Source organism: Bradyrhizobium embrapense (assembly GCF_001189235.2).
Classification (GTDB): Bacteria; Pseudomonadota; Alphaproteobacteria; order Rhizobiales; family Xanthobacteraceae; genus Bradyrhizobium; species Bradyrhizobium embrapense.
Genome location: NZ_LFIP02000003.1, coordinates 431167 through 455148, shown reverse-complemented (window position 1 = coordinate 455148; position 23982 = coordinate 431167). Strand labels below are relative to the sequence as shown.

Below are 23982 nucleotides of genomic sequence, written 5' to 3'. Positions count from 1 at the left end.
TCACATCCCTTCCGGCCCACGCGTGATCGCGGCCACCCCGGTTCGTGACACCTCGACCAGGCCCAGCGGGCGCATCAGGTCGATGAACTGACTGATCTTGGACGAGTTGCCCGTGATCTCGAACACGAAGCTCTCGGTCGTGGCGTCGATCACCCGGGCGCGGAACGCGTCCGCCAGCCGCAGCGCCTCGACGCGGTGATCGCCACCGCCCCGCACCTTGACCATCGCAAGCTCGCGCTCGATCGAGCTGCCGGTCAGCGTCATGTCGACGACGCGGTAGACCGGGATCATGCGGTCGAGCTGATGCTTGATCTGCTGGATCACCATCGGCGTGCCCGTGGTGACGATGGTGATCCGTGAGAGATGTTTCTGGCTCTCGGTTTCCGAAACCGTGAGACTCTCGATGTTGTAGCCGCGGCCGGAGAACAGCCCGATCACGCGCGCGAGCACGCCGGGCTCGTTCTGCACGAGAACGGACAGCGTGTGCGTCTCGTTCGGATCGTGACGCTCTTCGAGGAAGTAGGCGGATGCGGGCTGGTTCATTGGTCGTCCCCTTGCATTCTTTTCACGCCACCGCCCGCTGGGCGGCCGGCGCAGCATCTGTGCCGATCCAGGTCCGGAACAGATCGAAATCGATATTGCCGCCGCTCAGGATCAGGCCGACCCGCTTGCCGGCGAGCTTGCTCTTTTCCTGCAGCGCGGCTGCGAGCGCCGCAGCGCCTGCGCCCTCGGCGAGATTGTGGGTGTCGGTCCAGTAGGCACGGATCGCCTGCCCGACCTCGTCGTCGGTGACCTGCACGATGCGCGAGGCGCCCTTGCGGATCAAAGCGAATGCATCCGCATCCGGAATCCGCGTCGCCATGCCGTCGGCAAGCGTGTTGCTGGTCTCTGTGGTCACGATCTTGCCGGCTGCGAACGACAGCGCATAGGACGGCGCCTCGGTCGACTGCACGCCGACGATTTCGGTCTTCAGCCCGAGCAGGTCGCGCGCCATGATGCAGCCGGAGATGCCGGAGCCCTGCCCGATCGGCACATAGAGAATGTCGAAGTCGGGCGCAGATCGAAACAGTTCGAGCGCGTAGGTCGCAACGCCGAGCACGAGGTCCGGGTGGAACGACGGCACCATGTGCAGGCCGTCGAACTGCGCACGGCGCTCGGCCTCTTCCCGCGCGGCCTGAAAGTCCTCGCCGTGCTCGACGAGTTCGGCGCCGAACGCGTGCATCGCGCGGTTCTTCTCGACCGAGTTGCCGCGCGGCACGTAGATTGTCGCCGGCACGCCGTGGCGGCTCGCGGCAAACGCCAGACTCTGGCCGTGATTGCCGCGCGTCGCCGAGATGATGCCGGGCACATCAGGCCGCTCGCGCTTCAGCCGTTCGAGATAAACCAGGCCGCCGCGCACCTTGAAAGCGCCGATCGGCGTGTGATTCTCATGCTTGACCACGACCTCGGTGCCGAGCCGCTCGGCGAGCAACGGCCAGGAATAGGCCGGCGTCGCCGGCACCGCGGTGCCGACGATCCTGTGCGCGCGCTCGAGCTCGTCGAGATCAAACATGATCCACCCTCACCTCACACCAGCGCCTTGCCGCCGGAGAAGGCCTTCGCGGTGGCTTCATCGTTCGCTTCTTCCGGCAGCAGCATCTCGTTGTGCGCCTTGCCCGACGGGATCATCGGGAAGCAGTTCTCGAGCGCCGCGACGCGGCAGTCGAACAGCACCGGGCGCTTGATCGAGATCATCTCCTTGATCGCGCCGTCGAGATCGGACGGTTTGGTCGCTTGCAGGCCGACGCAGCCATAGGCGTCGGCGAGCTTGACGAAGTCCGGCAGCGCTTCGGAGTACGAATGCGACAGCCGGTTGCCGTGCAGCAGTTGCTGCCACTGCCGCACCATGCCCATGTACTGGTTGTTCAGGATGAAGATCTTGATCGGCAGCTCGAACTGAACCGCGGTCGACATCTCCTGGATCGTCATCTGCACCGAGGCGTCGCCGGCGATGTCGATCACCAGGCTGTCCGGATGCGCAACCTGCACGCCGACCGCGGCCGGCAGGCCGTAGCCCATGGTGCCGAGACCGCCCGAGGTCATCCAGCGGTGCGGCTCCTCGAAGCCGAAGAACTGCGCCGCCCACATCTGGTGCTGACCGACTTCGGTCGTGATGTAGGTGTCCTTGCCGCGGGTCAGCTCGAACAGGCGCTGGATCGCGTATTGCGGCAGGATGATATCGTTGTTCTTGCGGTAGGACAGCGAGTTGCGCGCGCGCCATTGCGCGATCTGCTGCCACCACGCCTTGATGTCCGGCTTCCTGGCTTCCGCCTTGAACACCTGCAGCAGGTCGCCGAGCACGTTGCCGGCATCGCCGATGATCGGCACGTCGACGCGGATGTTCTTGTTGATCGAGGACGGGTCGATGTCGATGTGGATCTTCTTCGAGCCTGGCGAGAACGCATCGACGCGGCCGGTGATGCGGTCGTCGAAGCGCGCGCCCACGCACAGCATGACGTCGCAATCATGCATCGTCATGTTGGCCTCGTAGGTGCCGTGCATGCCCAGCATGCCGAGCCAGTTCGGACCCGACGCCGGATAGGCGCCCAGCCCCATCAGGGTCGAGGTGATCGGGAAGCCGGTCGCCTCCACCAGCTGACGCAGCAGCTTCGAGGCCTCGGGACCCGAATTAATCACGCCGCCCCCGGAATAGATCACGGGACGTTTGGCGTTGGCGAGCATCGCCACCGCCTTGCGGATCTGGGTCGCATCGCCCTTCACGCGCGGCGTGTAGGAGACGTGCACGTCAGACTTGCGCGGCGGATGATAGGTGCCGGTCGCGAACTGCACGTCCTTCGGCACGTCGACCAGCACCGGACCGGGCCGGCCGGTGGTGGCGACATAGAACGCCTCATGCAGCACCCTGGCGAGGTCGTTGACGTCGCGCACCAGCCAGTTGTGCTTGGTGGCGGGCCGCGTGATGCCGACCGTGTCGCATTCCTGGAAGGCGTCGTTGCCGATCAGGTGGGTCGGCACCTGGCCGGTGATGCAGACCAGCGGGATCGAATCCATCAGCGCGTCGGTCAGCGGCGTCACCATGTTGGTCGCACCGGGCCCCGACGTCACCAGCACCACGCCGGGCTTGCCGGTCGAGCGGGCATAGCCTTCGGCGGCATGGCCGGCGCCCTGCTCATGGCGGACTAGGATGTGCTCGACTTCGCTCTGCTGGAAAATCTCGTCGTAGATCGGAAGCACCGCACCGCCGGGATAGCCGAAGACATGCTGCACGCCGTGATCGATGAGTGCGCGCACGATCATCGCGGCGCCGGTCATCTGATTGGGATCGTGGCTCTTGTCGGTCATGGTTCGCTCCGGATGCGCTTGTTTTTGCGCGGCTTTTGTCAGTTCTGTCAGGTCTGCTTCGGACAATAAAAAGGGGCCCCAGAGGCCCCATGCACACCGCCCGAATTTGGATGGCAGCTAGCCATCCCCGGCGGTGTGCCTGGGTACGACGGCGATAAGCAGTTTGGTAATAATGTTGCGCACGAGACGACCCAGTCTTCCCAAAGGTTGCGCGAACATAGCGGCCAAAGCCCGAATGTCAAGGCAAGGCCCGCAGTTTCGCGATTTTTGAAGTGTAACGGGGTTCCGACCGTTCGGCGAGTGTTTTTGCGCGGCGCAACGCGCATGGCAGCCGGGCGCGCGGCGGCGCCGGGCTATGGGATGAGGCTCTCCAGCCGCTCCCTCGCCGCCTCTGGCGCGACCCACTCGAATTCCGGGAGCTTATGGCGAAACCAGGTGAACTGGCGCTTGGCGTAGTGGCGAGTGTCGGCGCGACCGATCTCGGCGGCCTGCTCCCGGCTGATCTCGCCCTTGAGGTGACGGATCAGCGCCGGGACGCCATGGGCCTTCATGGCCGGCAACAGCGGATCGAGCCCGCGCGCGGCCAGCGCCGCGACCTCGTCGAGCGCGCCGGTATCGAGCATCGCACCGAACCGGGCGTCGATCCGCGCATAGAGCCACTCGCGCTCGGGCGCCAGAAACAGCGCGTGGAATTGGCCCGGCGGCAGCAGTGGCGGCAGGCCGTCGCGATGCCAGTCCGGCAGCGGCCGGCCGGTGGCCTCCACGACCTCGAGCGCCCGTGCGATGCGGGTGCGGTCGCGCGGCTTCAGCCGTTCGGCCGACACCGGATCGCGCGCCGCAAGCTCGGCATGCAGCGCCTCGACGCCATGCTGTTCCAGCCTTGCGCGCACCCCGTCGCGCACATCGGCCGGGATCGGTGGCACCGCCGACAGGCCACGCGTCAGTGCGCTGAAATAGAGGCCTGAGCCGCCGATGAAGATCGGCAGCCGTCCCTGCTCACGCGCCTCGCCCAGCACTTTTGCCGCGTCAGTCACCCAGGCCCCCGCGGAGAAATTCACGCCGGCGTCGACATGGCCATAGAGCCGGTGCGGAACCTGCGCCTCCTCATTGGCGGTCGGCCGCGCCGTGATGACCTTGAGGTCGCGATACACCTGCATGGAGTCGGTGTTGATCACGACGCCGCCGGTCCGCTGCGCAAGCTTGAGCGCCAGGGCCGACTTGCCGCTGGCGGTCGGCCCTGCGATAAGCACTGCCCTGTCCAACAATCCTGAATGCGCCTGCATGTCCCTCGTTGCCACGCTGATCTGCAATCCTGCAAGCCCTGCGCTCGATTCCACCATCGTCGACGGTGCGCGGGCCGTGCTGCCTGCACCGGGCCCGGCGCAGTGGCTGTTCGACGAGGTCGCCGTCGACATTCCCTTCGAGAGCCCGGACATCGGCAGGGATAGCATCAAGGCCATCGAACTAGGCCTGCGCCAGGCCCGCGGCGACCTGCCGATCGACGTTGTGGTGCAGCCTCGGATTGGTCGGCGCAAGAAGCTTTTTCTGGCCGACATGGATTCGACCATGATCGGCCAGGAGTGCATCGACGAACTCGCCGATTTCGCCGGGCTGAAGGCCCATGTCGCCGCGATCACCGAGCGCGCGATGCGCGGCGAGATCGAGTTTGAATCGGCACTGCGCGAGCGCGTTGCGCTGCTCAAGGGCCTGCCGGTCGGCGTGGTCGACGAGGTGCTGGACAAGCGCATCACGCTGACGCCGGGCGGCCGCGAGCTGGTCATGACGATGCGCGCGCACGGCGCCTATACCTGCCTGATCTCCGGCGGCTTCACTTTGTTCACCAAGGTGGTCGCGGAGAAGATCGGCTTCCAGGAGAACCGCGCCAACCAGCTGCAAGTCGCTGACGGGAAGCTGACCGGCGAAGTGGTCGCGCCGATCCTCGGCCGTGCCACCAAGCTCGCCACCGTGGTCGAGCTGACTGAATCCTTCGATCTCGACGACATCGACACGCTGGTGGTGGGCGACGGCGCCAACGATCTCGGCATGATCCAGGCCGCAGGCCTCGGCGTCGCCTATCACGCCAAGCCCGCGGTCGCCGCCGCCGCCGCGGTCCGGATCGACCATGGCGATCTCACCGCACTGCTGTATGCGCAGGGTTATCGGCGCGACGAATTCGTGGCGTAACCACAGGCCGTCATTCCGGGACGATGCGAAGCATCGAACCCGGAATCTCGAGATTCCCCGGGGGCGCAATTGCGCCTCTGAAGTTCGGTCCTGCGGACCGCCCCGGAATGACAACAGAAAATTCTACTGCACGCCGAGCGCGACGAAGCGCAGTTCGCCGTCGCCATTGGAGACCAATAGCAGCACGGACTTCTTGCCGTCCTTCTTCAGCTGATCGACGCGCTTCTTGATGTCGGCGGCGCTGGACACCGCCTCCTGCGCCACCTCGACGATGACGTCGCCGGCCGACAGCCGCTTCTCGGCAGCGTCGGAGGCATTGTCGACGCCGGTGACGACGACGCCCTTCACGCTGTCCTTGATCTTGTACTTGGTACGCAGATCCTTGCTCAGTGCCGCGAGGTCGAGACCGAGCGCCTTCTGGGTCACCGCCTTCTCGGCGGTGTCGTCCTTGGGTTTGGCATTGGCCTGCTGAACCTTTTCGTTGTCCTCGAGCCGGCCGAGCGTGACCTTGCGGGTCTCTTCATTGCCCTTGCGGATGATGACGACGTCGACTTCCTTGCCGACCGCGGTGTCGGCGACGACGCGTGACAGATCCTTGGGATCCTTGACGTCCTTGCCGTCGAACTTGACGACGACGTCGCCGGGCTCGATGCCGGCCGGCTTGGCCGGGCCCTTGTCGTCGACGCCGGCAACCAGCGCGCCGCGCGCCGGCTTGATGTTGAGACTGTCGGCGATCTCGTCGGTGACCTGCTGGATCCGCACGCCGAGCCAGCCGCGGCGCAACTCGCCGAACTTCTGCAACTGGTCGACGACACCGGCCACCGTCTTCGACGGCACGGCGAAGCCGAGGCCGATCGAACCGCCGGTCGGGGAGATGATCAGCGTGTTGACGCCGATCACCTCGCCGTCGAGGTTGAACAGCGGACCGCCGGAATTGCCGCGATTGATCGCGGCGTCGGTCTGGATGTAGCTGTCATACGGGCCCTGGCTGATGTCGCGGTTCTTGGCCGAGACAATGCCCGCAGTCACGGTGCCGCCGAGGCTGAACGGGTTGCCGATCGCGACCACCCAGTCGCCGAGACGGATCTTATCGCTGTCGCCGAACTTGACCGCGGTGAGCGGCTTCGGCGGCTTGAACTTCAGCACCGCGAGGTCGGTCTTCTTGTCGACGCCGACCAGCTCGGCCTTGATCTTGGTGCCGTCGTTGAGGATGACGTTGATCTCGTCGGCATCGGCGATCACGTGGTTGTTGGTGACGACGATGCCCGCGGTATCCACGATGAAGCCCGAGCCGAGCGAGTTGGTCTTGCGCGGCTGGAACTCGCCGCTCTTGTCGCCGCCCTTGCCGGGCGGGCCGCGGCGGTTCTTGAAGAAGTCGTCGAAGAATTCCTCGAACGGCGAGCCCGGCGGCAGCTGCGGCATCGTCCGGTCCTTGGCCTCGATCGTCTGCGACGTCGAGATGTTGACAACGGCGTCGATCACCTTCTCGGCGATGTCGGCGATGCCATCGGGGCCGCGTGCGAACGCCGGCACGGAGCTCAGCATGCTCGCAGCACCGATCGAGATCGCAGCTCCCATCATGCGGAGGCGGCGGCTCAGGGCTGGTCTGGCAGCGATCATGTCGGAGTTTCTCCAGGCAAACGGGTTCAAATGAGCTGGTCGCAGTATGCGCCCGTGGTTACAGAGTGCGCCCGAACGGGCATATGGCGCAAGCATCTCAGCCGGGCATTTCGGCGAAAAACCGGCCGCGCGAGGCTCACGATTATGTTCATTCCGGCGCGATCAGCGCGGTGGAACAGGCAATGCTCAGCGTCGCACCGCCCAGATCAGAACAAGTCCCGCGACCGCCGACCCGATGCCGACGATGCGCAGGATGTTGTCGGGCGTGGCCAGCGCGCTCTTCATCGCCCGGCGCATCCAGGCGGGGCTTGCCGCAAACAGGATGCCTTCGAGCACGAACAGGATTCCCAACCCGATGAGGAAGTCGCCGAACGCTATGGACTTCATCGGATCGCAGCCTCCCAATTGATGCTTGTTGTTCTATTGAACGCGGCGACGCGTCGTTCGCGTCGCCGCCGTATCGTGATCGTGACGTTACTGTTTCGGCGCCGCGGCCGCCTCGGACGGCCTGCCGCTGGCACTGCCGAAGTATCTGAAGAATTCCGAGTCCGGCCGCAACAGGAAACGCGTGTCGTTCGGCTTGAGGCCGTTCTCATACGCCGTCATCGAGCGATAGAACGCGAAGAAGTCCTTGTCCTTGCCGTAGGCTTCGGCGAACAGGCGGTTGCGCTCGGCATCGCCCGCACCGCGGGTCTGATCCGCGGCCGAGTTCGCCTCGGCGACGATCACGGTCGCTTCGCGATCGGCCTTCGAGCGGATTTCCTGCGCCTTCTGGTCGCCCTGGGCACGGAACTCGGCGGCTTCGCGCTCGCGCTCGGTCTTCATCCGGTTGTAGACCGCCTGGCTGTTCTGCTCCGGCAGGTCGGCGCGGCGAATCCTGACGTCGACGACCTCGATGCCGTAGCCGTCAGCCTCCTTGTCGAGCTGTTCGCGGATGCGCTGCATCAGTTTCTCACGATCGTCGCGCACCACCGTGATGAAGGTGACCTCACCGAGCACGCGGCGCAGCGCTGCGTTGAGCAGCGTGGTCAGCTGCAGATTGGCGGCCTGGATCGAACCGACGCTGGTGTAGTAGCGCAGCGCATTCTTGATGCGATAGCGCGCGAAGGCATCGACCACGAGCCGCTTCTGGTCCGAGGCGATCACTTCCTGCGACGGGTTCTCCAGATCGAGGATGCGCTTGTCGACGTTGATCACCGAATTCCACGGCGCCTTGAAGTGCAGGCCGGGCTCGGTGACGACATCGACCGGCTCGCCGAACCGCAGGACGATGGTCTGCTCGGTCTGCTGCACGGTGAACACCGAGCTGTAGCCGACGGCGAGCACGACGAAGAGAACGATCAGGGACACGATGCCGGTGACGGGGGACCTCATCGGGTGGCTCCCTGCTGCTGGCCGGTCGTGGCCGGCGCCGCCGGCGGACGCCGCGTGGTCAGTTCGCCGAGCGGGAGATAGGGCACGATGTTCTGGCCCTGGCCGCCGTCGTAAACCAGCTTCTCGGAGCTGCCGAGCACTTTTTCCATGGTCTCCAGATAAATGCGCTCGCGCGTCACGTCGGGTGCTTTCTTGTACTCTTCATAGACTTTCAGGAAGCGCGCGCTCTGGCCCTTGGCCTCGGCGACCGCCTGCTCCTTGTAGCCCTCGGCGGCCTGCTGGATCTGCGCCGCACGGCCGCGTGCTCCCGGCACGATGCTGTTGGCGTAGGTCTGTGCCTCGTTCTGCTTGCGCTCGAGGTCGGCTCGAGCAGCCTGGACGTCGCGGAATGCGTCGATCACCTGCGCCGGCGGATCGACCTTCTGCATCTGCACCTGCGTGATCTGGATGCCGGCGTTGTAGCTGTCGAGCGTCTTCTGCATCAGCTCCTGCACGCTCTGCTCGGTGACATTGCGCGCCCCGGTCAGGATCGGCTGGATCTGCGAGCGGCCGATCACCTCGCGCATCGCGCTCTCGGCAACCGCCTTCACGGTGCCTTCCGGATTCTGGATGTTGAACAGATAGGCGCCTGCTCCGCCCGGCTTGATGCGCCACAGCACGGTGAAGTCGACGTCGACGATGTTTTCGTCGCCGGTCAGCATCAGGCTCTCTTCCGGCACGTCGCGCATGCTGCGGCCGCGGCGGGCGGGATCGTCGATCAGGGTCATGCCGATCGAGATCGTGTTGACGCGCAGCGCCTTCGGCAGCAGCACCGTCTCGATCGGATACGGCAGGTGATAGCGCAGGCCCGGCTGCGCATCGCGGACGTACTTGCCGAACCGCAGCACGACGCCGAGCTCCTCGGACTGGACGCGGAAGATGCCGGTCGCGAACCAGATCGCCAGCGCGGCGACCAACACCAGCGCGATACCCATGCCGCTGAGATGACCGCCGGGCAGCCACTGCTGCAGCCGGTCCTGGCCGCGCCGCAGCAGATCCTCAAGATCCGGCGGCCTCGGCCCGGCTGACTGCGGACCCGTGCCCCACGGCCCTTTCGGACCCGAGCCCCACGGCCCTCCGCCCTGATTTTTCCACGGCATCAAACATCTCCTCGGCAAGTCCGGGCGGGACGCCCGGGCTCGAATGTCCGGCCCGGTTATAGGGGACCGTCAGGGCCCTTACAACGCAAGCTTCCTGGCCCGACGAGCTATGCGCCGGGGCATAATTGTCAATGCAAACATTGGTTAACCCCGGCCGCGCCGACGATATGTCACATAGGAGAAGTCGACGCTGTCATCCGGACCTGCCGGATTTCGCACACGCGCGACCTCTTCCCACGCCTTGGTATCGATTTTGTCGAACCGTGTATCGCCGTCCGGGCTGGCGTGAACCTCGGTGATCTCAAGCCGGTCGGCGATGCCCATCCACTGCGCATAGATTTCAGCGCCACCGATGATTGCAATTTCAGTGGCGAAACGCCGCAGCGCGTCACCAAGCGCAATTGCGTGGGCGTTCTCGAACGAATTGGTGACGACGGCGCCGCGCGCACGGTAGTTCGCATCGCGCGTCACAACGATGTTGGTGCGTCCCGGCAGCGGCCTGGGCAGGGATTCGAAGGTCTTGCGTCCCATCACGACAGGCTTGTTCAGCGTGATCGCCTTGAGGCGGCGCAGATCCGATTTGAGCCGCCACGGAATGGCGTTCTCCTTCCCGATCACGCCGTTTTCGGCGACCGCGACGACGAGCACGATCTCCATCAGCGCGCTCCTTCCGCGAGCGCCGACAGCGCCGGACCGGAGACGCGGCAGATCGTCCATTCGTCCATCAGCTCGGCACCCAACGACTTGTAGAACGCGATCGACGGCGCATTCCAGTCGAGCACCGCCCATTGCAGGCGCGACCAGCCATTGGCGAGGCATTGCTTCGCCAGATGCACCAGCAGCGCCTTGCCGATGCCCTTGCCGCGCAGCGCCGGGCGCACGAACAGGTCTTCGAGATAGATGCCGTGGCGGCCGGCGAAGGTCGAGAAGTTGACGAACCAGACCGCGAAGCCGGCCGGCTCGCCGTTCCATTCCGCGATGTCGCAAGTGAGCCGCGGGCTCGCGCCGAACAGCGCCTCGGCGATATCGGCCTCGCTGGCGTGGACCTCGTGCAGCAGCTTTTCGTAGTCGGCGAGTTCGCGGACCAGCGAGAACACCAGTCCGGCCTCATCGGGCCGCGCGCGGCGGATGGTGAGCGACATCAGACCGCGACTTCGGCCTTGATGTGCGGATGCGGGTCGTAGCCCTCGAGTTTGAAGTCCTCGTAGCGGAACGCGAAGATATCCTTCACATCGGGGTTGATCGCCATCGTCGGCAGCGGCCGCGTCGGCCGCGTGAGTTGCAGGCGCGCCTGCTCGAGATGGTTCGAGTAGAGATGCGCGTCGCCGAGCGAATGCACGAAATCGCCGGGCTTGAGACCTGTCACCTGCGCGACCATCATGGTCAGCAGCGCATAGGAGGCGATGTTGAAGGGCACGCCGAGGAAGACGTCGCCGGAACGCTGATAGAGCTGGCAGGACAATTTGCCGTTCGCGACATAGAACTGGAACAGGCAATGGCACGGCGGCAGCGCCATCTTGTCGACCTCGGCCGGATTCCAGGCGCTGACGATCAGCCGCCGCGAGTCCGGATTGCGCTTGATCATCTCGATCACGTTCGTGATCTGGTCGATGCTGCGGCCATCAGGCGCGGGCCACGAGCGCCATTGCGAGCCGTAGACCGGGCCGAGATCGCCGTTGGCGTCGGCCCATTCGTCCCAGATCGTGACGCCGTTGTCGTTGAGATATTTGATGTTGGTGTCGCCGGCGAGGAACCAGAGCAGCTCGTGCACGATCGCCTTCAGCGGCAACCGCTTGGTGGTCAGCATCGGGAACCCGGCCGACAGGTTGAAGCGCATCTGGTGGCCGAAGATCGATAGCGTGCCGGTGCCGGTGCGGTCGTGCTTCTCCGCGCCATCGGCGAGGATGCGTTCGAGCAAGTCGTGATACTGGTTCATGGCGTCTGTTTCAGGCCTTCGAGAGAGCGGCGAATTTAGCGGCGGAGGCGGCCGGCCGACACGCTGATTCGGCTGGATACAGCGATTATACCCCGAAAAATGAACACTCCTGCGTCAAACGACAAGGGGCGGAACTCGCGTTCCGCCCCTGCCCTATCCGCCTGATCACGTTGAGTTAAGTCGCCGGCTTCAGCACCGGGGTCCACTTCGCGATCTCGTTCTTGACGAGGGTGGCCAGCGCCTCCGGCGTACGGTTGGCGGGCGCCGGAATCACGCTGCCGAGCTCGAGCAGGCGCTTGCGCACATTGTCCTCGTCGAGCGCCTTGATCGCCGCGGCATTCAGCGTGGCGATGATGGCGGGCGAAGTTCCCTTCGGCGCGAAGATCGCGTTCCAGGCCTGGGCCTGGAAGGCCGGCAGGCCGGCCTCTGCCGTGGTCGGGACATTGGGCAGCGACGGATTGCGCTCCGGGGTGGCGACCGCATAGGCCTTGATGGTGCCGGCGTTGATCTGCGGCACCGCGTTGACGATCTGATCGCACATGTAATCGACCTGGCCGGCGACCAGCGCATTCATGGCGGGGCCGGTGCCGTTGAACGGCACGCCGACCGGCTTGACGTCGAGGATCGAATTCAACAGCTCGCAGGAGGCATGCGAGACCGAGCCGATGCCGGCATGCGCGGCGTTGACCTTCTCGGCATTGGTCTTCACGTAGGCGACGAATTCCTTCAGATCCTTCGGCGGGAAATCCTTGCGCGCAAGGATCAGGATCGGCGTGCCCGCGAGCAGCGCAACCGGCTCGAAATCCTTTTCCGGGTGATAGGCGAGCTTCGGATAGAGCGGCACGGATGCAGCGTGCGTGCCCATATGTCCGGTGACGAGCGTGTAGCCGTCGTTGGCGGCGCGTGCGGCACGTGTCGTCGCCGTGGTGCCACCGGCGCCGACCACGTTCTCGATGACGATGCTCTGTCCGAGTGTCTGCGCCATGTGCGCGGTGACGATGCGCGAGATGACGTCGGTCGGACCGCCGGCTGCGAACGGCACGATCATGGTGATGGTGCGCGTCGGATAGTTCTGCGCGGACGCCGGCACGGCGAATGCGCTCAGCGCGGCAAATGCCGATAGGCATGCGCCCGCAAGCGAGCGAATGGACATCATCTCAATTCCTCCCGGGAACATTTGACCAATAAAAATGCCGGCCAAATCGGCCGGCATTTTCATTTCATGAGACGACATCGAGTGTCGATTCGACTTCCGCCTGCGGCGCGCCGACGCAGGCGCGCAGCAATGATTATCCCTCGGACTCCACAAACACTTCGTCGCGCTTCGCACGCAAGGTCGGCAGCACGGCGAGCACCAGCAGGCCCGCAGCGATCGCCAGCAGCACCGCCGACAGCGGCCGCGACAGGAACACGCTCCAGTCGCCGCGCGAGATCAGGAGTGCGCGACGAAGGTTCTCCTCCATCAGCGGGCCCAGCACCATGCCGAGCAGCAGCGGCGCCGGCTCGAAATCGTGCTTGATCAGCCAGTAGCCGACCAGACCGAATGCGCCCGCCAGGACGACGTCGACCGGCGCGTTGTTCACCGAGTAGATGCCGATCGCGCAGAACACCACGATCGAAGGGAACATCAGCCGGTACGGCACGCGCAGCAGACGGACCCAGATGCCGACCAGCGGCAGGTTGATGATGATCAGCATCAGGTTGCCGATCCACATCGAGGCGATCATGCCCCAGACCAAATCGGGCTGCTTCTGCATCACCTGCGGGCCCGGCACGATGCCATGAATGGTCATCGCGCCGACCATCAGCGCCATCACCGCATTCGGCGGAATGCCGAGCGTGAGCAGCGGAATGAACGAGGTCTGCGCCGCGGCGTTGTTGGCGCTTTCCGGCGCCGCCACGCCCTCGATCGCGCCGCGGCCGAACCGCGACGGATTCCTCGCCAGCTTCTTCTCCAGCGTATAGGCCGCGAACGAGGCGATCACGGCGCCGCCGCCCGGCAGGATGCCGAGGATCGAGCCGAGCACCGTGCCGCGCAGAATCGCGGGCGTGGAATCCGCCAGATCCTTTTTGGTCGGCATCAGGCCGGTGATCTTCTGCTGCACTAGGTTGCGGTCCATTTCCGCACCGTGGTCGAGATTGCGGATGATCTCGGCGAAGCCGAACACGCCCATCGCCACCGTGGCAAAGCCGAGGCCGTCGGCGAGCTCGGGGATGTTGAAGGCCATGCGCGAGGCGCCGGTCTCGATGTCGGAGCCGACCATCGACAGCAGCAGGCCGAACACGATCATCGCGATCGCCTTCAGCACCGAGCCCTTGGCGAGCACCACCGCGAAGATCAGGCCGAGCACCATCAGCGAGAAATACTCGGCCGGGCCGAACGCCAGCGCGAGCTTGGTCAGCGGCGCGCCGAGCACGGCGATCAGCACGGTTGCGACGCAGCCGGCGAAGAACGAGCCGATCGCGGCGATCGCCAGCGCCGGACCGGCGCGGCCCTGCTTGGCCATCTGGTGGCCGTCGAGCGCGGTGACCACGGAGGTCGCCTCACCCGGAATATTGACCAGGATCGAGGTGGTCGAGCCGCCATATTGCGCACCGTAGTAGATGCCGGCGAGCATGATCAGCGCGCCCACCGGCGGCAGGCCGAAGGTGATCGGCAGCAGCATCGCGACGGTAGCGATGGTGCCGATGCCCGGCAGCACGCCGACCAGCGTGCCGACCAGCGCACCGATCAGGCACATCAGAAGGTTGATCGGCGAGAACGCGACCGCGAAACCGTGGGCGAGATTGGCAAACAGTTCCATCACGCCCTCACTGGATCAGGAAACGCGGGAACATCGGCATCGGAAGTCCCAGCACATAAGGAAACAGAAGCGCGCAGCCGAGCGTCAGGCAGGCGCCGACAATGATGGCCTCGAGCCATCGTGTCTCATGCGAGCCAAGCGCTGCGATCAGGAAGGCGGCAAAGGCGGAGACGACGAGCCCGAGCGGACGGATCGCGACCGCGAAGAACACGATCGCGGCCGATACGAACAGCGGGCCGCGCCAGGAATAGGCCGCGATGTGCGGGCCGTCCTTCAGAATTCCCATCAGCGCCACGGCGCCGCCGAGCAACAGTAGCAGCACGGCGAACATGCGCGGCGCGGTTCCCGCGCCGAACGAAAATCCGTGCATGCCCTGCAGATCGCTCGAAGCCCACAAGGCAAACAGCGCAACCGCCATCATGGCGAGCCCGCCGACGAAGTCCTGCGGACCGCGCACCCATTCCGGCAAGATCGATTTGACCGGCGCCTCGCTTGGCGTATCGCTCATGACTTCGCTTCCCCCGTCAGGGCTGTCCCGCCCGTTGTGATTGAATGGCTTGGCTTGTGGTGCGTTGACCGAAAGCCTTGCTAGCGATTTTCGTCAGACAACGCCAGCAAAACCCAAGAGACCTCCGGCAAGCAACATCCATAAGGGATTGATCCGTGTCGCAAAAGCAAGCGCAGCTGCGACAATGGTGATCAGGACGGCGATCCAACTTTGGTCTGACGTCTGCGCCACGATCAGGCCGGAAGCGGCCATCAGGCCGATCGAAAGCGGAACCAATGCAGCCTGAATGATTGCCGGCCAGCGCGCGTCGCGCGAGCGATCAAGGAAACGGCTCACATAATAGGCAAGCAGCGCGGTCGGTCCGCACATCGCGACCGTCGCGACCAATGCCCCGGCGACGCCTGCGACAGAATAGCCTATCAGCGTCACGATCAGCACGTTCGGTCCCGGCGAGAGCTGCGAGATCGCGAACATGTCGGCGAATTGCTTCTCGGTCAGCCAGTGATGCACCTCGACGGCGGCGCGGTGCATTTCGGGGATCGCCGAATTGGCCCCGCCGACCGCAAACAGCGACATCAGACCGAAGGTCCAGACCAGCGCGGCGATCGGATTGGACTCCGAGCTCATGCCTTCACCATGCGTCGCGCCAAAACTGTCGTCGCAATGCTGAGCGGGACCGCGACCAGCAGCACGATCTGGAGCGGCCACCGGATCAGACCGATCGCGACGAAAACCGCGGACAAAATAACCAGCCCTGTGACATCGCGTCGCTTCAGCAGCGGCATCATCATCTTGAGGACGACCGCGAACAGCAGCCCGACCGCGGCACAGGCGACGCCGGCGAGCGTCCGGCGCAACACGTCGATATCGCCGTAGCGGGCATAGAGTGCGGCAAGGATTGTCGCGATCACCATCGGCGGCCCGACCAGCCCGGCGAAGGCCGCAAGCCCGCCGGCGATGCCGCGAAAGCGCGAGCCGAATACAACCGACAGGTTGACGATGTTCGGGCCTGGCAGGAAATGGCACAGCGCGAAGGTCTCGTTGAACTCCTCAGCGGTCATCCAGCCGTGCTGCTCGACGATCGACCGCCGTGCCCAGACCAGGACCCCGCCAAAACCGGCCAGCGACATCCTGGCAAAGGCCAGGAACAGCTCGAGCAGGCCAGGCTGATGGGCCGGGGATGGTGCGGAGGCATCCGGCGCCGGGGCGGCAGCCGGCGGGGATTCCGGGGGCATGGCCAAATCTAGAACGGCGTCAGGACGCCGGCCAAACCAAATCGGCGTGTTTTCACACCTGAACAAGCCTGAATCGGCTCTGTTTTTCTCCGTTCGGGCCGCCTATATTGGGGGTGCCGGTTCGCCGGCTATGGAAATAAATGACCGTCGCAATAAACCATTCGGACCCGGGGGCGGTACCCGGCGCCTCCACCAAAACCCATCCCGAGCGCCTTGCTCTGGTGGCTTTCGGCGGGGGCGAAATAGGATCGACGAGGGCGTAAAGGGCGTGTTTTTTCTCGGTATGGTTCCGCCGTTATCGGGCTAATGCAATAGTTGCCAACGACAACTTTGCTCCGGTTGCTCAGGCTGCGTAACGCAGTTTGAAAGACCAACTTAAAGTCCTAACGGGTTAAGCTCCGTTAGGCGGGGTTCGGAGGCACCTGGCAACAGAAGCCTCCACTTTATTTCCGATCGGGCGTCCGCCCGCATTATGAGGTGCCGGCCCTGCTGATTTCCGGCTCCCGGCGGGGTAACATCTGGCCAAAAGGGCGAGTCGGGAGGGTCCGGCGGCGCCTCACCGGCCATTTTCGAAGCGACAGGATCACCATGGCGACCGATCACATCCGATATGACGTGCTGGCGCGCGACGCGCTGCGCGGGGTGCTGCGCCGGGTCTTGTCGGACGCGGCTGAACATGGCCTGCCGGGTGAGCACCATTTCTACATCACCTTCCTCTCGCACGGCGACGGCGTGAAGCTGTCACCGCGGCTGCTCGCGCAGTATCCGGAGGAGATGACCATCATCCTGCAGCACCAGTTCTGGGATCTGGTGGTGACCGAGGACCGGTTCGAGGTCGGGCTGTCGTTCGGCGGGATTCCCGAGCGGCTCAGCGTGCCGTTCGCCGCGGTGACCCGTTTCCTCGATCCGTCCGCACCGTTCGATCTGCGGTTCGACGTCTCGGATGCGTTGTCCGAGGAGGCCCCTCCCGCCACGGCGCCTGCCGCTCCCCTTCCCGCACCGGCCGCCCGGGCGGCAGCCGAGACCGAGACGGCCGAGACCGAGCCGGAGCCCACAAAGCCCGGCGAAGGCGCCGAGGTCGTACGGCTGGACCGCTTCCGCAAGAAATAATCTAAACGCTGGTCGATCCTCGACCTTGTAGGATGCTCTCGACGGCCGGGATGACAGATCGTCATCCCGGACTATCTTCTGCTTGAACGTGCTTCCGCGCGGACGCCTTTCGCATTGTCGCGGCGGAAAGCCGGCGTACCGCCGGACCACGTTCCGATGACGCAACGGAGAGCATGCATGGCTCAATCGACGACACCATCCAACGCCGCCACCCGCAGCGAGACCGACAGCTTCGGTCCGATCGACGTCGCCGCCGATCGCTACTGGGGCGCGCAGACCGAGCGCTCGCGCCAGAACTTCAAGATCGGCCACGACCGGATGCCGATCGCGATCATTCATGCACTCGCCATCGTCAAGCTCGCCGCAGCCGAGACCAATCGCGAACTCGGCCAGCTCGATGCACGCCGCGCCGACGCCATCATCGGCGCCGCCAGGGAAGTGATCGAGGGCAGGCTCGACGATCATTTTCCGCTGGTGGTCTGGCAGACCGGCTCGGGCACGCAAACCAACATGAACGTGAACGAGGTGATCGCCAACCGCGCCAACCAGATGCTCGGCGGCGAGCTCGGCGCCAAGCAGCCGATCCATCCGAACGATCACGTCAACATGAGCCAATCGTCGAACGACTCGTTTCCGACCGCGATGCATATCGCAGCCGCCGAGCGCATCATCGCCGACCTGATCCCTGCCCTCACCGAGCTGCATCAGGCGTTGCACCAGAAACAGGAAGCGTTTGCCAGGATCGTGAAGATCGGCCGCACGCATACCCAGGACGCAACGCCGCTGACGCTCGGCCAGGAATTCTCCGGCTACGCCGCGCAGGTCGAGAGCGGCATCGCGCGGCTGCATACCGCGGTGAAGGAGCTGTTTCCGCTCGCGCAGGGCGGTACCGCCGTCGGCACCGGGCTCAACTCGAAGCCGGAATTCGCCAACGCCTTCGCCAGGCATGTCGCCGAGATCACCAAGCTGCCGTTCACCAGCGCGGCGAACAAGTTCGAGGCGCTGGCCTCCAACGACGCCTATGTGCTGGTGCATGGCGCGATCAATTCGGTGGCGACCGGCCTGTTCAAGATCGCCAACGACATCCGCTTCCTCGGCTCGGGCCCGCGCTCGGGCCTCGGCGAATTGATCCTGCCGGAGAACGAGCCGGGCTCGTCGATCATGCCGGGCAAGGTCAATCCGACCCAGTGCGAAGCCATGACCATGGTCTGCTGCCAGGTGTTCGGCAATCAGACCACGATCACCGTCGCCGGCAGCCAGGGCCATTTCGAGCTCAACGTGTACAAGCCCGTATTGGCATATTGTATGATAAATTCCATTCAGTTGCTGTCCGACGTTGTCCGCTCGTTTACTGAGCATTGCGTTGTCGGCATACGCGCCGACGAAAAGCGCATCAACGAATTGATGCAGCGCTCGCTGATGCTGGTGACCGCCCTCGCGCCGAAGATCGGTTACGACAACGCAGCCAAGGTCGCCAAGTCGGCGCACGCAAACGGAACGACGTTGAAGGAAGAGGCTTTGCGCCTTGGATTCGTGTCAGCCGACGAATTTGATCGCCTCGTGCAGCCGGACAAAATGACACACCCCGGCTGAGCGAACGACGCGCAATGTCCGGATAATTACGGTCACTGCGCGTGATATAATTATGGACCATAACTCCTAAAGACTAAGGCGAGTTACCTATCAGCTCTGCGTTGGCGCATGGTACAGACGTCTAGTTTTCGCAGAGCGAAACGGATTCTTTGATGCTATCACGAGCATCAGATGGGGATTCGGGATGGATATCGAGCCGGGCGCCTAGCGCGATCGCTCTTGCTTTCGTCACGATGCATCACCAATTCCGCTCTGGGGACGATAAGGACGACGAGCATGGGCGACGTGGTCAACTTGAAACGATTCAAGAAGCGCGGTGAGCGCGAACAAGCAGCAAAGCAGGCCGAAGCCAATCGTGCGCTATTCGGTCGCACCAAATCCGAACGAGCGCGTGACGAATTTCTCGGCGAGCGCAGTGAGCGTGTGCTCGATCAGCACCTCCTAAACCAGCAGCGTATCGAAAGTGGAGACGCATCATGAAGTCTCCCGTCGTCAAGCGTTCGATCGTCGTCGCCGGTCACAAGACCAGCGTCAGCCTCGAAGAAGCCTTCTGGAACGGCATGAAGGAGATTTCCGGTCTGCGGAACATGACGCTGTCGGAATTGGTCGGCGAGATCGACAGCAATCGCCAGCAGGGCAATCTATCCTCGGCGATCCGGCTTTTCGTGCTCGACTATTTCCGCTCGCGCGCCAACCCGGCGGTACCGACGGATGTCAGGCCGCAACAGGTCGACACGCGCCAGCAAGCCTGATTGCCTTGCCGACCGCCGCTTCGGCAGACTGTCGTTTCGCCGCACGGACTTCAGCATGAAGGTCAATCGCATCGTCGCGAACGTTGCCGCATCGGATGTCGCGGCAGCGAAGTCCTTCTATCGCGACATGCTCGGCCTCGAGCCGCTGATGGATTTCGGTTGGGTTGCGACCTACGGCTCATCCGAAACGATGCAGGTTCAAATCAGCTTCGCTTCCGAAGGCGGTTCCGGCACGCCGGTGCCCGATCTCTCGATCGAGGTCGACGACCTCGACGAAGCACTGCACCGGATGAAGGGCGCAGGCATTGCGATCGAATACGGACCGGCGGACGAGCCATGGGGCGTGCGGCGCTTCTTCGTCCGCGATCCCTTCGGCCGGCTGATCAATATTCTCCAGCACCGATCGTAAGCGCTGGATTGCTGTTCCGACGCGTTTTCATCTCGCGAACCGGCACCCACTTCACTTGAAGATGCATTCTAGTTCTGCATCGCCGGCCGCGGTGGCGGATTGGCGACCTGCGGCGTCAGCGAGAGCGGCGGCCGCAGCGGCCTCGACCTTGCCGCGCCGGGCACCGGCTTGACCTCGATCGGCGGCGGCAGCGGCGCCAGCTGCGGCGGGCTCGCGACCGGCCCAGGCACCGCAACGGCGGGCGCGGTGGCGACCGGCGGGACAGTCGGCGGGCGTGGCGCAACGATCTTCGGCTTCGCCGGCACGCGGCGCGGATCCGGGCCGGGCACCGGCAAGTTGGCAGAAGGCACTGCCGCCGAACTTGCACCGGGCGCATCGGGCACTGCAGCGGCCGGCGGCGGAAGGGCTGCCGGGATCGGGGGCGGTGCCGGTTCACCGCGCTCGATCGCGTCGAGCCGCTTGGTCTCCCGGTCGATTGCGCGCACCGCCAGCCACGACGACAACGCCGCAATGTCGACGCTGCGTGACAATCCGTCGGGTGTACCCACCGCGAGCAGCTGGATTTCCGGGCGGCTGCTCACGGTGCCGAACTGCGTCGATGCCAGCGCGGCGCGGATGTCGGCCTGGTCGGCCGGAATGTCGTAGCCGCCGGACACCATGACGTTGGCACCGCTCGCCGCGAGCGTGGTGGTGCCGAACCGGACGCGGCCGTCACGGATGTTGAACGGGATTTGCGCCGAACCGACCGAAAGCCCGCCGGCGGCGAGCGCCGGTTCGACGATCTGCCTCAGCCGTGCGTCGTCGGTCGCCTGCCCGGAATCGCTGGCGCGGATCGCAACGTCGAACGCGCGCGGATCGAGCCCTGGGAGGTTCAGCCCCTCCAGCGTCACGGCGCCGCTGCCGGACAGCGCACCGATCAGCGCCGAGGCGCTGCGGCCCTGCGTCAACAACGTCATCTGCATCGAAGTGCGTGCCTTGGGCATCGCGAGGCTGCGATAGCGCAAGGCCGATCCGTCGACGCCCGACAGCTGCACATTTGCATTCAACGCGAGGCCGTTGACGCCCTGCCGCGCATCGATCGATGCGGTCGCCTCGCCGCCGCCGATCTTGCCCTTGATGCCGTCGAAGGTGAGCGACTGCCCGTCCGACCTGATGGTGCCGCTGACCGGCTGCAGCTCGGCCCCGCCCGGCAGCAGGCCGTGCAGCGCTTCGAACGTAACCTTGCCGCGCCAGGCGCTCGTCAGCCCCTGGCCGAGCGGCTCGGTCCCATCGTGACCGGCCGCGCCGATCGCCGCCGCGAAAATCGGCGCCAGCGTGATCTGATCGAGGCCGACTTCGCCGTCGATGCTCTTCTGATCGGCGAGCGCCAGCGCCAGCCGGCCGCGCAGCCGCGAACCGGCGACGATGCTGTCGAGATCGTCGAAGGTCAGCCTGTCACCCGCAAGCGTGACCCGCGACGACAGACGGATGTTTGCCGCCGGATCGGATGATTTCAGATTGAGCAGCGGACTGATGTCGGCGCTGCGGACACGGAGGCTGACGCTCGATTTGCTCTCGCCTGCCCCGTTCTTAGGCCATGGCTCCGCGGTCCCTTCCGCATCCGCGTCGAGCCCGGCGCCCCAGAGCCTCGCCTTCAGCCGCAACGGCGCGTGCCACGCGCCGCTCGCGGTCCCCTCGAACTGCGTCGTGCCCGCACCGGCTGCGACCGCGCGGTCAAGCCCAAGCAGCGCCAGCAGCGCACTGCCCTCGCTCGCAGAGAACTTCGCCTCGGCGGTCACCTCGCTGTTGCGAAGTGTGTCGACATCGAGCGCATGGATCGCAGCCACCGGCGGCGTCGCCGAGATCACCGTATTGCCCTTGAGCTGCGGGGTATCGAGATCGACCGTCGCGCGCGCGGTGGCGCGGTCGGCGGCCTTGCCCTTGCCGAGGTCGAGCGCAAACCTGGCACGAACCGGACCGGCATCCGCGCGCAGCACGCCGAGCCGCGCGGCAAGCGCCGGCGCGAACGGCTGAACCACGGCCGTCAGCCGGCCAAGCGACGCGGCGGTCGCATCGACTGCGAGCTTGCCGGTCGAATTGGCGCGATCGAAATTGCCGCTGCCGTCGAGCGTGACATTGTCGGGCTGACCGATCTTGACGCGCTCGAGCACGATGTTCTTCGGGCTGTAGGCGATCTTCGCGAGCAGCGGCCGCAATTCCTGTCCCGAAGAAATCGCGCGACCGACGTCGAGCGACAGTTGCGCCTCGTCCGGCCATTCCGCTTGCGGACCGGCCAGCGAGCGGATGAAGGCCGCGGTCGCATCGAGATCGAGCCGCTCCGCCTTCAACTGCGCCTCGACCTTGGAGTCGCTCGTCGCCTCGCGATGTGCGACCGCGACGCGGCCCTCGACAACGCCGCCCTCGGTTTCCGCCTTCATCGCGTCGATCGAAAAGCCTGATGGCGACACCGTGACGTCGCCGCGCAACCGCAGCGGCTTCTGGCTGCGATAGGCGATGTCGCCCCGCCCCTGCAGCCAGCTCATCAGCGTATCGGGATCGGACGATTCGATGTTGAGCGCGGTCTTAAAGCTGTTCGAGGCTCCTCCTTGCGCGCTGGCGCCGCTCATCGAGACCCGCGTGGATCCGGGTGCGCGAAACTCCAGCCGGCGCACAGTCCACGATTTCGCATCCGATTGCAGCTCTGCGGAGACGTCCTGCAACGGGCGGCCGCCGAGCATGATCTGCTCGGATGTCAGCTCGACCTGTGCCGGTATCGGGCTTTGCGGAAGGCCCGACAACACCGCGCGCATCGCCGGCAGCACCCGCACCGGCTCGACATTGCCGCTATTGCCGTCCTTGACGCTATCTTTGGCGGCGAACTTGTCGCCATCGAGCTGTCGTGCGGCAAGCGAGGCGCGCAGCAGCGGCGACGCGCCGAACTTCAGATCGCCGTTTCCGGCGAGCTTCAGCGCGCGGTCCTCGCCGCCATAGCTGACCTCGACCTGGTCGAGACGTGCCGCCGAATAATCCGATTTGACCCTGGCCGCGATCCGCCAGGCCGGCATGTCGCTGCCGCCGCGCTGGCCGGGCGCGCCCGCCAGCGTCACGCTGCCCTCGAACCGCGGCGCGCGGGCCTCGAAGGTCAGGATGCCGTCGAGATCGGCCGACACCGGCCGCTGCCCGGGATCGATGTTGAAGTGCAGGCGGGTGCCGCTGCCGTCGGCGCTTTGCCCGGAGGAGATCCGAAACGGGTAGCGGTTGCCGTCGAACATGAAATTGCCGTCGCCGCGGACCGCGCCGGCAAGCGAGCGGACATCGCCGCTGAAGGCAACGTCGTTCAGCTCGAGCGTGCTGCGGCTCCCGGCATCGTGCAGTGCGATGCGGCCAGTCAGATTGAGACGGTCGATCGCCAGCGAAGCCAGGTTGAAGCTCCCGCTCGACGGCGACCAGTCGATCCGCCCTTTCGGATCGAGCCCGATATCCAGCGACAGGCCATTGACGGTGAGTTCGTTCGCGCGCCACTCGCCGCGCATCAGCGAGCTCAGGCTGAACTCGACGTCGAGATCGGCGGCGCGGACCTTGCCGAGGTCGTTGGCTCCGCCGATGGTGACGGTTTTCAACCGCAGCGAGGGCGCCGGCAGCAGGCGCGCGTCGAGATTGCCGGCGACACGAACCGGCGCGCCGATGATCTTGGACGCCTCCGCCTCGAACTGCGGCCTGAACTGGTTCCAGTCAACGAAATACGGACCGACCAGCGCAGCGACCAGTGCAAGAATGAAGGCGATTGCCAGGCCGAGCAGCGTCGTCTGCACGGTGTCTCCCTTTGAGCCGGCTCCGCGGTGCTGAACCCTCGGCCGGAGCAACCCAAATATAGGGACAAGTATGGCGAAGTCACAGCGGCTTTACCGCTGCGACGTCAGTCGGATGTGGGTTTTCCGCTCAAGCATGCGCGCACACGCTGGCAGCCCGGCAGGGTTGCCGCCCTGCCGCACATCCC

General features: G+C 65.2%; 23 protein-coding genes and 1 other RNA gene. 7 read left to right on the top strand and 17 right to left on the bottom strand.

Translation table 11 applies throughout. From position 1 onward, the window contains the following. The 4 genes from ilvN to miaA form a co-directional block, all read right to left on the bottom strand. Window positions 1-543 (bottom strand): acetolactate synthase small subunit, encoded by a 543-nt coding sequence (ilvN, locus tag AKN83_RS16155; RefSeq protein WP_016841057.1) that lies wholly within the window; start codon window positions 541-543, stop codon window positions 1-3. A gap of 22 nt (window positions 544-565) precedes the next feature. Next, window positions 566-1552 carry a threonine dehydratase gene (locus tag AKN83_RS16150; RefSeq protein WP_050401888.1) on the bottom strand — a complete coding sequence of 329 codons (987 nt, stop codon included), beginning with the start codon at window positions 1550-1552 and terminating at the stop codon, window positions 566-568. 14 nt (window positions 1553-1566) lie between these two features. Next, window positions 1567-3342 (bottom strand): acetolactate synthase 3 large subunit, encoded by a 1776-nt coding sequence (locus AKN83_RS16145; RefSeq protein WP_050401889.1) that lies wholly within the window; start codon window positions 3340-3342, stop codon window positions 1567-1569. Between the two features lie 353 nt (window positions 3343-3695). Next, on the bottom strand, window positions 3696-4625 hold the full coding sequence (miaA, locus tag AKN83_RS16140; protein WP_050401890.1) for a tRNA (adenosine(37)-N6)-dimethylallyltransferase MiaA: 930 nt from the start codon (window positions 4623-4625) through the stop codon (window positions 3696-3698). On the opposite strand from miaA, the gene serB reads away from it, so the two are divergent. Continuing rightward, window positions 4624-5526 (top strand): phosphoserine phosphatase SerB, encoded by a 903-nt coding sequence (serB, locus tag AKN83_RS16135; protein ID WP_050401891.1) that lies wholly within the window; start codon window positions 4624-4626, stop codon window positions 5524-5526. The two genes, miaA and serB, sit on opposite strands and share 2 nt — an antisense overlap. A gap of 123 nt (window positions 5527-5649) precedes the next feature. On the opposite strand, the gene AKN83_RS16130 is transcribed toward serB, so the two are convergent. From AKN83_RS16130 to AKN83_RS16075, 12 genes are all read right to left on the bottom strand, one after another. Beyond that, window positions 5650-7146 carry a Do family serine endopeptidase gene (locus AKN83_RS16130; protein WP_050401892.1) on the bottom strand — a complete coding sequence of 499 codons (1497 nt, stop codon included), beginning with the start codon at window positions 7144-7146 and terminating at the stop codon, window positions 5650-5652. A gap of 186 nt (window positions 7147-7332) precedes the next feature. Next, window positions 7333-7533, bottom strand: a complete 201-nt coding sequence (locus AKN83_RS16125) for a DUF2065 domain-containing protein (RefSeq protein WP_016841063.1) — start codon at window positions 7531-7533, stop codon at window positions 7333-7335. Between the two features lie 87 nt (window positions 7534-7620). After that, window positions 7621-8520 carry a protease modulator HflC gene (hflC, locus tag AKN83_RS16120; RefSeq protein ID WP_050401893.1) on the bottom strand — a complete coding sequence of 300 codons (900 nt, stop codon included), beginning with the start codon at window positions 8518-8520 and terminating at the stop codon, window positions 7621-7623. Beyond that, window positions 8517-9659 (bottom strand): FtsH protease activity modulator HflK, encoded by a 1143-nt coding sequence (hflK, locus tag AKN83_RS16115; RefSeq protein ID WP_050401894.1) that lies wholly within the window; start codon window positions 9657-9659, stop codon window positions 8517-8519. Before hflK ends, hflC begins: the two co-directional genes overlap by 4 nt. A 144-nt stretch (window positions 9660-9803) precedes the next feature. Then, the gene (locus AKN83_RS16110) at window positions 9804-10316 is read right to left on the bottom strand and encodes a dihydrofolate reductase (protein ID WP_050401895.1); all 513 of its coding nucleotides are present in this window, start codon (window positions 10314-10316) and stop codon (window positions 9804-9806) included. Then, window positions 10316-10801 carry a GNAT family N-acetyltransferase gene (locus tag AKN83_RS16105; RefSeq protein WP_050401896.1) on the bottom strand — a complete coding sequence of 162 codons (486 nt, stop codon included), beginning with the start codon at window positions 10799-10801 and terminating at the stop codon, window positions 10316-10318. The genes AKN83_RS16110 and AKN83_RS16105 overlap by 1 nt, the downstream gene beginning before the upstream one ends. Beyond that, window positions 10801-11595 carry a thymidylate synthase gene (locus tag AKN83_RS16100; protein ID WP_050401897.1) on the bottom strand — a complete coding sequence of 265 codons (795 nt, stop codon included), beginning with the start codon at window positions 11593-11595 and terminating at the stop codon, window positions 10801-10803. The genes AKN83_RS16105 and AKN83_RS16100 overlap by 1 nt, the downstream gene beginning before the upstream one ends. Before the next feature lie 175 nt (window positions 11596-11770). Further along, a complete protein-coding gene (locus AKN83_RS16095; protein WP_050401898.1) occupies window positions 11771-12751 on the bottom strand; it encodes a tripartite tricarboxylate transporter substrate binding protein BugD in 981 nt (326 codons plus the stop codon). Window positions 12752-12884: 133 nt separating this feature from the next. Further along, a complete protein-coding gene (locus tag AKN83_RS16090) occupies window positions 12885-14399 on the bottom strand; it encodes a tripartite tricarboxylate transporter permease (RefSeq protein ID WP_063695371.1) in 1515 nt (504 codons plus the stop codon). 7 nt (window positions 14400-14406) lie between these two features. Continuing rightward, window positions 14407-14907, bottom strand: a complete 501-nt coding sequence (locus tag AKN83_RS16085) for a tripartite tricarboxylate transporter TctB family protein (RefSeq protein WP_050401899.1) — start codon at window positions 14905-14907, stop codon at window positions 14407-14409. A 93-nt stretch (window positions 14908-15000) separates the two neighbouring features. Continuing rightward, the gene (locus AKN83_RS16080) at window positions 15001-15534 is read right to left on the bottom strand and encodes a chromate transporter (protein ID WP_050401900.1); all 534 of its coding nucleotides are present in this window, start codon (window positions 15532-15534) and stop codon (window positions 15001-15003) included. Further along, window positions 15531-16142 (bottom strand): chromate transporter, encoded by a 612-nt coding sequence (locus AKN83_RS16075; RefSeq protein WP_050401901.1) that lies wholly within the window; start codon window positions 16140-16142, stop codon window positions 15531-15533. Before AKN83_RS16075 ends, AKN83_RS16080 begins: the two co-directional genes overlap by 4 nt. A gap of 76 nt (window positions 16143-16218) precedes the next feature. Here AKN83_RS16075 and ssrA point away from each other — a divergent pair. From ssrA to AKN83_RS16050, 6 genes are all read left to right on the top strand, one after another. Beyond that, window positions 16219-16585, top strand: a transfer-messenger RNA (tmRNA) gene (ssrA, locus tag AKN83_RS16070). A 145-nt stretch (window positions 16586-16730) separates the two neighbouring features. Beyond that, a complete protein-coding gene (locus AKN83_RS16065; protein ID WP_050401902.1) occupies window positions 16731-17252 on the top strand; it encodes an SspB family protein in 522 nt (173 codons plus the stop codon). Between the two features lie 177 nt (window positions 17253-17429). Further along, complete coding sequence (fumC, locus tag AKN83_RS16060) at window positions 17430-18845, top strand: class II fumarate hydratase (protein WP_050401903.1); 1416 nt, start codon at window positions 17430-17432, stop codon at window positions 18843-18845. Window positions 18846-19121: 276 nt separating this feature from the next. Continuing rightward, window positions 19122-19325 (top strand): DUF4169 family protein, encoded by a 204-nt coding sequence (locus AKN83_RS38315; protein WP_083992083.1) that lies wholly within the window; start codon window positions 19122-19124, stop codon window positions 19323-19325. Beyond that, a complete protein-coding gene (locus AKN83_RS16055; RefSeq protein WP_050401904.1) occupies window positions 19322-19597 on the top strand; it encodes a ribbon-helix-helix domain-containing protein in 276 nt (91 codons plus the stop codon). The genes AKN83_RS38315 and AKN83_RS16055 overlap by 4 nt, the downstream gene beginning before the upstream one ends. A 55-nt stretch (window positions 19598-19652) precedes the next feature. After that, window positions 19653-20006: a VOC family protein gene (locus AKN83_RS16050; RefSeq protein ID WP_050401949.1), complete on the top strand. Its 354-nt coding sequence runs from the start codon at window positions 19653-19655 to the stop codon at window positions 20004-20006. 68 nt (window positions 20007-20074) lie between these two features. On the opposite strand, the gene AKN83_RS16045 is transcribed toward AKN83_RS16050, so the two are convergent. Beyond that, window positions 20075-23797: an AsmA family protein gene (locus AKN83_RS16045; RefSeq protein ID WP_050401905.1), complete on the bottom strand. Its 3723-nt coding sequence runs from the start codon at window positions 23795-23797 to the stop codon at window positions 20075-20077. Between the last annotated feature and the right edge of the window lie 185 nt (window positions 23798-23982).

Coding starts and splice junctions, on each gene's coding strand:
- AKN83_RS16075 (WP_050401901.1), bottom strand. CDS start 16,142: ATGCCCCCGGAATCCCCGCCGGCTGCCGCCCCGGCGCCGGATGCCTCC.
- miaA (WP_050401890.1), bottom strand. CDS start 4,625: ATGCAGGCGCATTCAGGATTGTTGGACAGGGCAGTGCTTATCGCAGGG.
- AKN83_RS38315 (WP_083992083.1), top strand. CDS start 19,122: ATGGGCGACGTGGTCAACTTGAAACGATTCAAGAAGCGCGGTGAGCGC.
- AKN83_RS16145 (WP_050401889.1), bottom strand. CDS start 3,342: ATGACCGACAAGAGCCACGATCCCAATCAGATGACCGGCGCCGCGATG.
- AKN83_RS16130 (WP_050401892.1), bottom strand. CDS start 7,146: ATGATCGCTGCCAGACCAGCCCTGAGCCGCCGCCTCCGCATGATGGGA.
- hflK (WP_050401894.1), bottom strand. CDS start 9,659: ATGCCGTGGAAAAATCAGGGCGGAGGGCCGTGGGGCTCGGGTCCGAAA.
- AKN83_RS16100 (WP_050401897.1), bottom strand. CDS start 11,595: ATGAACCAGTATCACGACTTGCTCGAACGCATCCTCGCCGATGGCGCG.
- AKN83_RS16055 (WP_050401904.1), top strand. CDS start 19,322: ATGAAGTCTCCCGTCGTCAAGCGTTCGATCGTCGTCGCCGGTCACAAG.
- AKN83_RS16110 (WP_050401895.1), bottom strand. CDS start 10,316: ATGGAGATCGTGCTCGTCGTCGCGGTCGCCGAAAACGGCGTGATCGGG.
- ilvN (WP_016841057.1), bottom strand. CDS start 543: ATGAACCAGCCCGCATCCGCCTACTTCCTCGAAGAGCGTCACGATCCG.
- hflC (WP_050401893.1), bottom strand. CDS start 8,520: ATGAGGTCCCCCGTCACCGGCATCGTGTCCCTGATCGTTCTCTTCGTC.
- AKN83_RS16095 (WP_050401898.1), bottom strand. CDS start 12,751: ATGATGTCCATTCGCTCGCTTGCGGGCGCATGCCTATCGGCATTTGCC.
- AKN83_RS16080 (WP_050401900.1), bottom strand. CDS start 15,534: ATGAGCTCGGAGTCCAATCCGATCGCCGCGCTGGTCTGGACCTTCGGT.
- AKN83_RS16050 (WP_050401949.1), top strand. CDS start 19,653: ATGAAGGTCAATCGCATCGTCGCGAACGTTGCCGCATCGGATGTCGCG.
- fumC (WP_050401903.1), top strand. CDS start 17,430: ATGGCTCAATCGACGACACCATCCAACGCCGCCACCCGCAGCGAGACC.
- AKN83_RS16150 (WP_050401888.1), bottom strand. CDS start 1,552: ATGTTTGATCTCGACGAGCTCGAGCGCGCGCACAGGATCGTCGGCACC.
- AKN83_RS16090 (WP_063695371.1), bottom strand. CDS start 14,399: ATGGAACTGTTTGCCAATCTCGCCCACGGTTTCGCGGTCGCGTTCTCG.
- AKN83_RS16085 (WP_050401899.1), bottom strand. CDS start 14,907: ATGAGCGATACGCCAAGCGAGGCGCCGGTCAAATCGATCTTGCCGGAA.
- AKN83_RS16105 (WP_050401896.1), bottom strand. CDS start 10,801: ATGTCGCTCACCATCCGCCGCGCGCGGCCCGATGAGGCCGGACTGGTG.
- serB (WP_050401891.1), top strand. CDS start 4,624: ATGTCCCTCGTTGCCACGCTGATCTGCAATCCTGCAAGCCCTGCGCTC.
- AKN83_RS16065 (WP_050401902.1), top strand. CDS start 16,731: ATGGCGACCGATCACATCCGATATGACGTGCTGGCGCGCGACGCGCTG.
- AKN83_RS16125 (WP_016841063.1), bottom strand. CDS start 7,533: ATGAAGTCCATAGCGTTCGGCGACTTCCTCATCGGGTTGGGAATCCTG.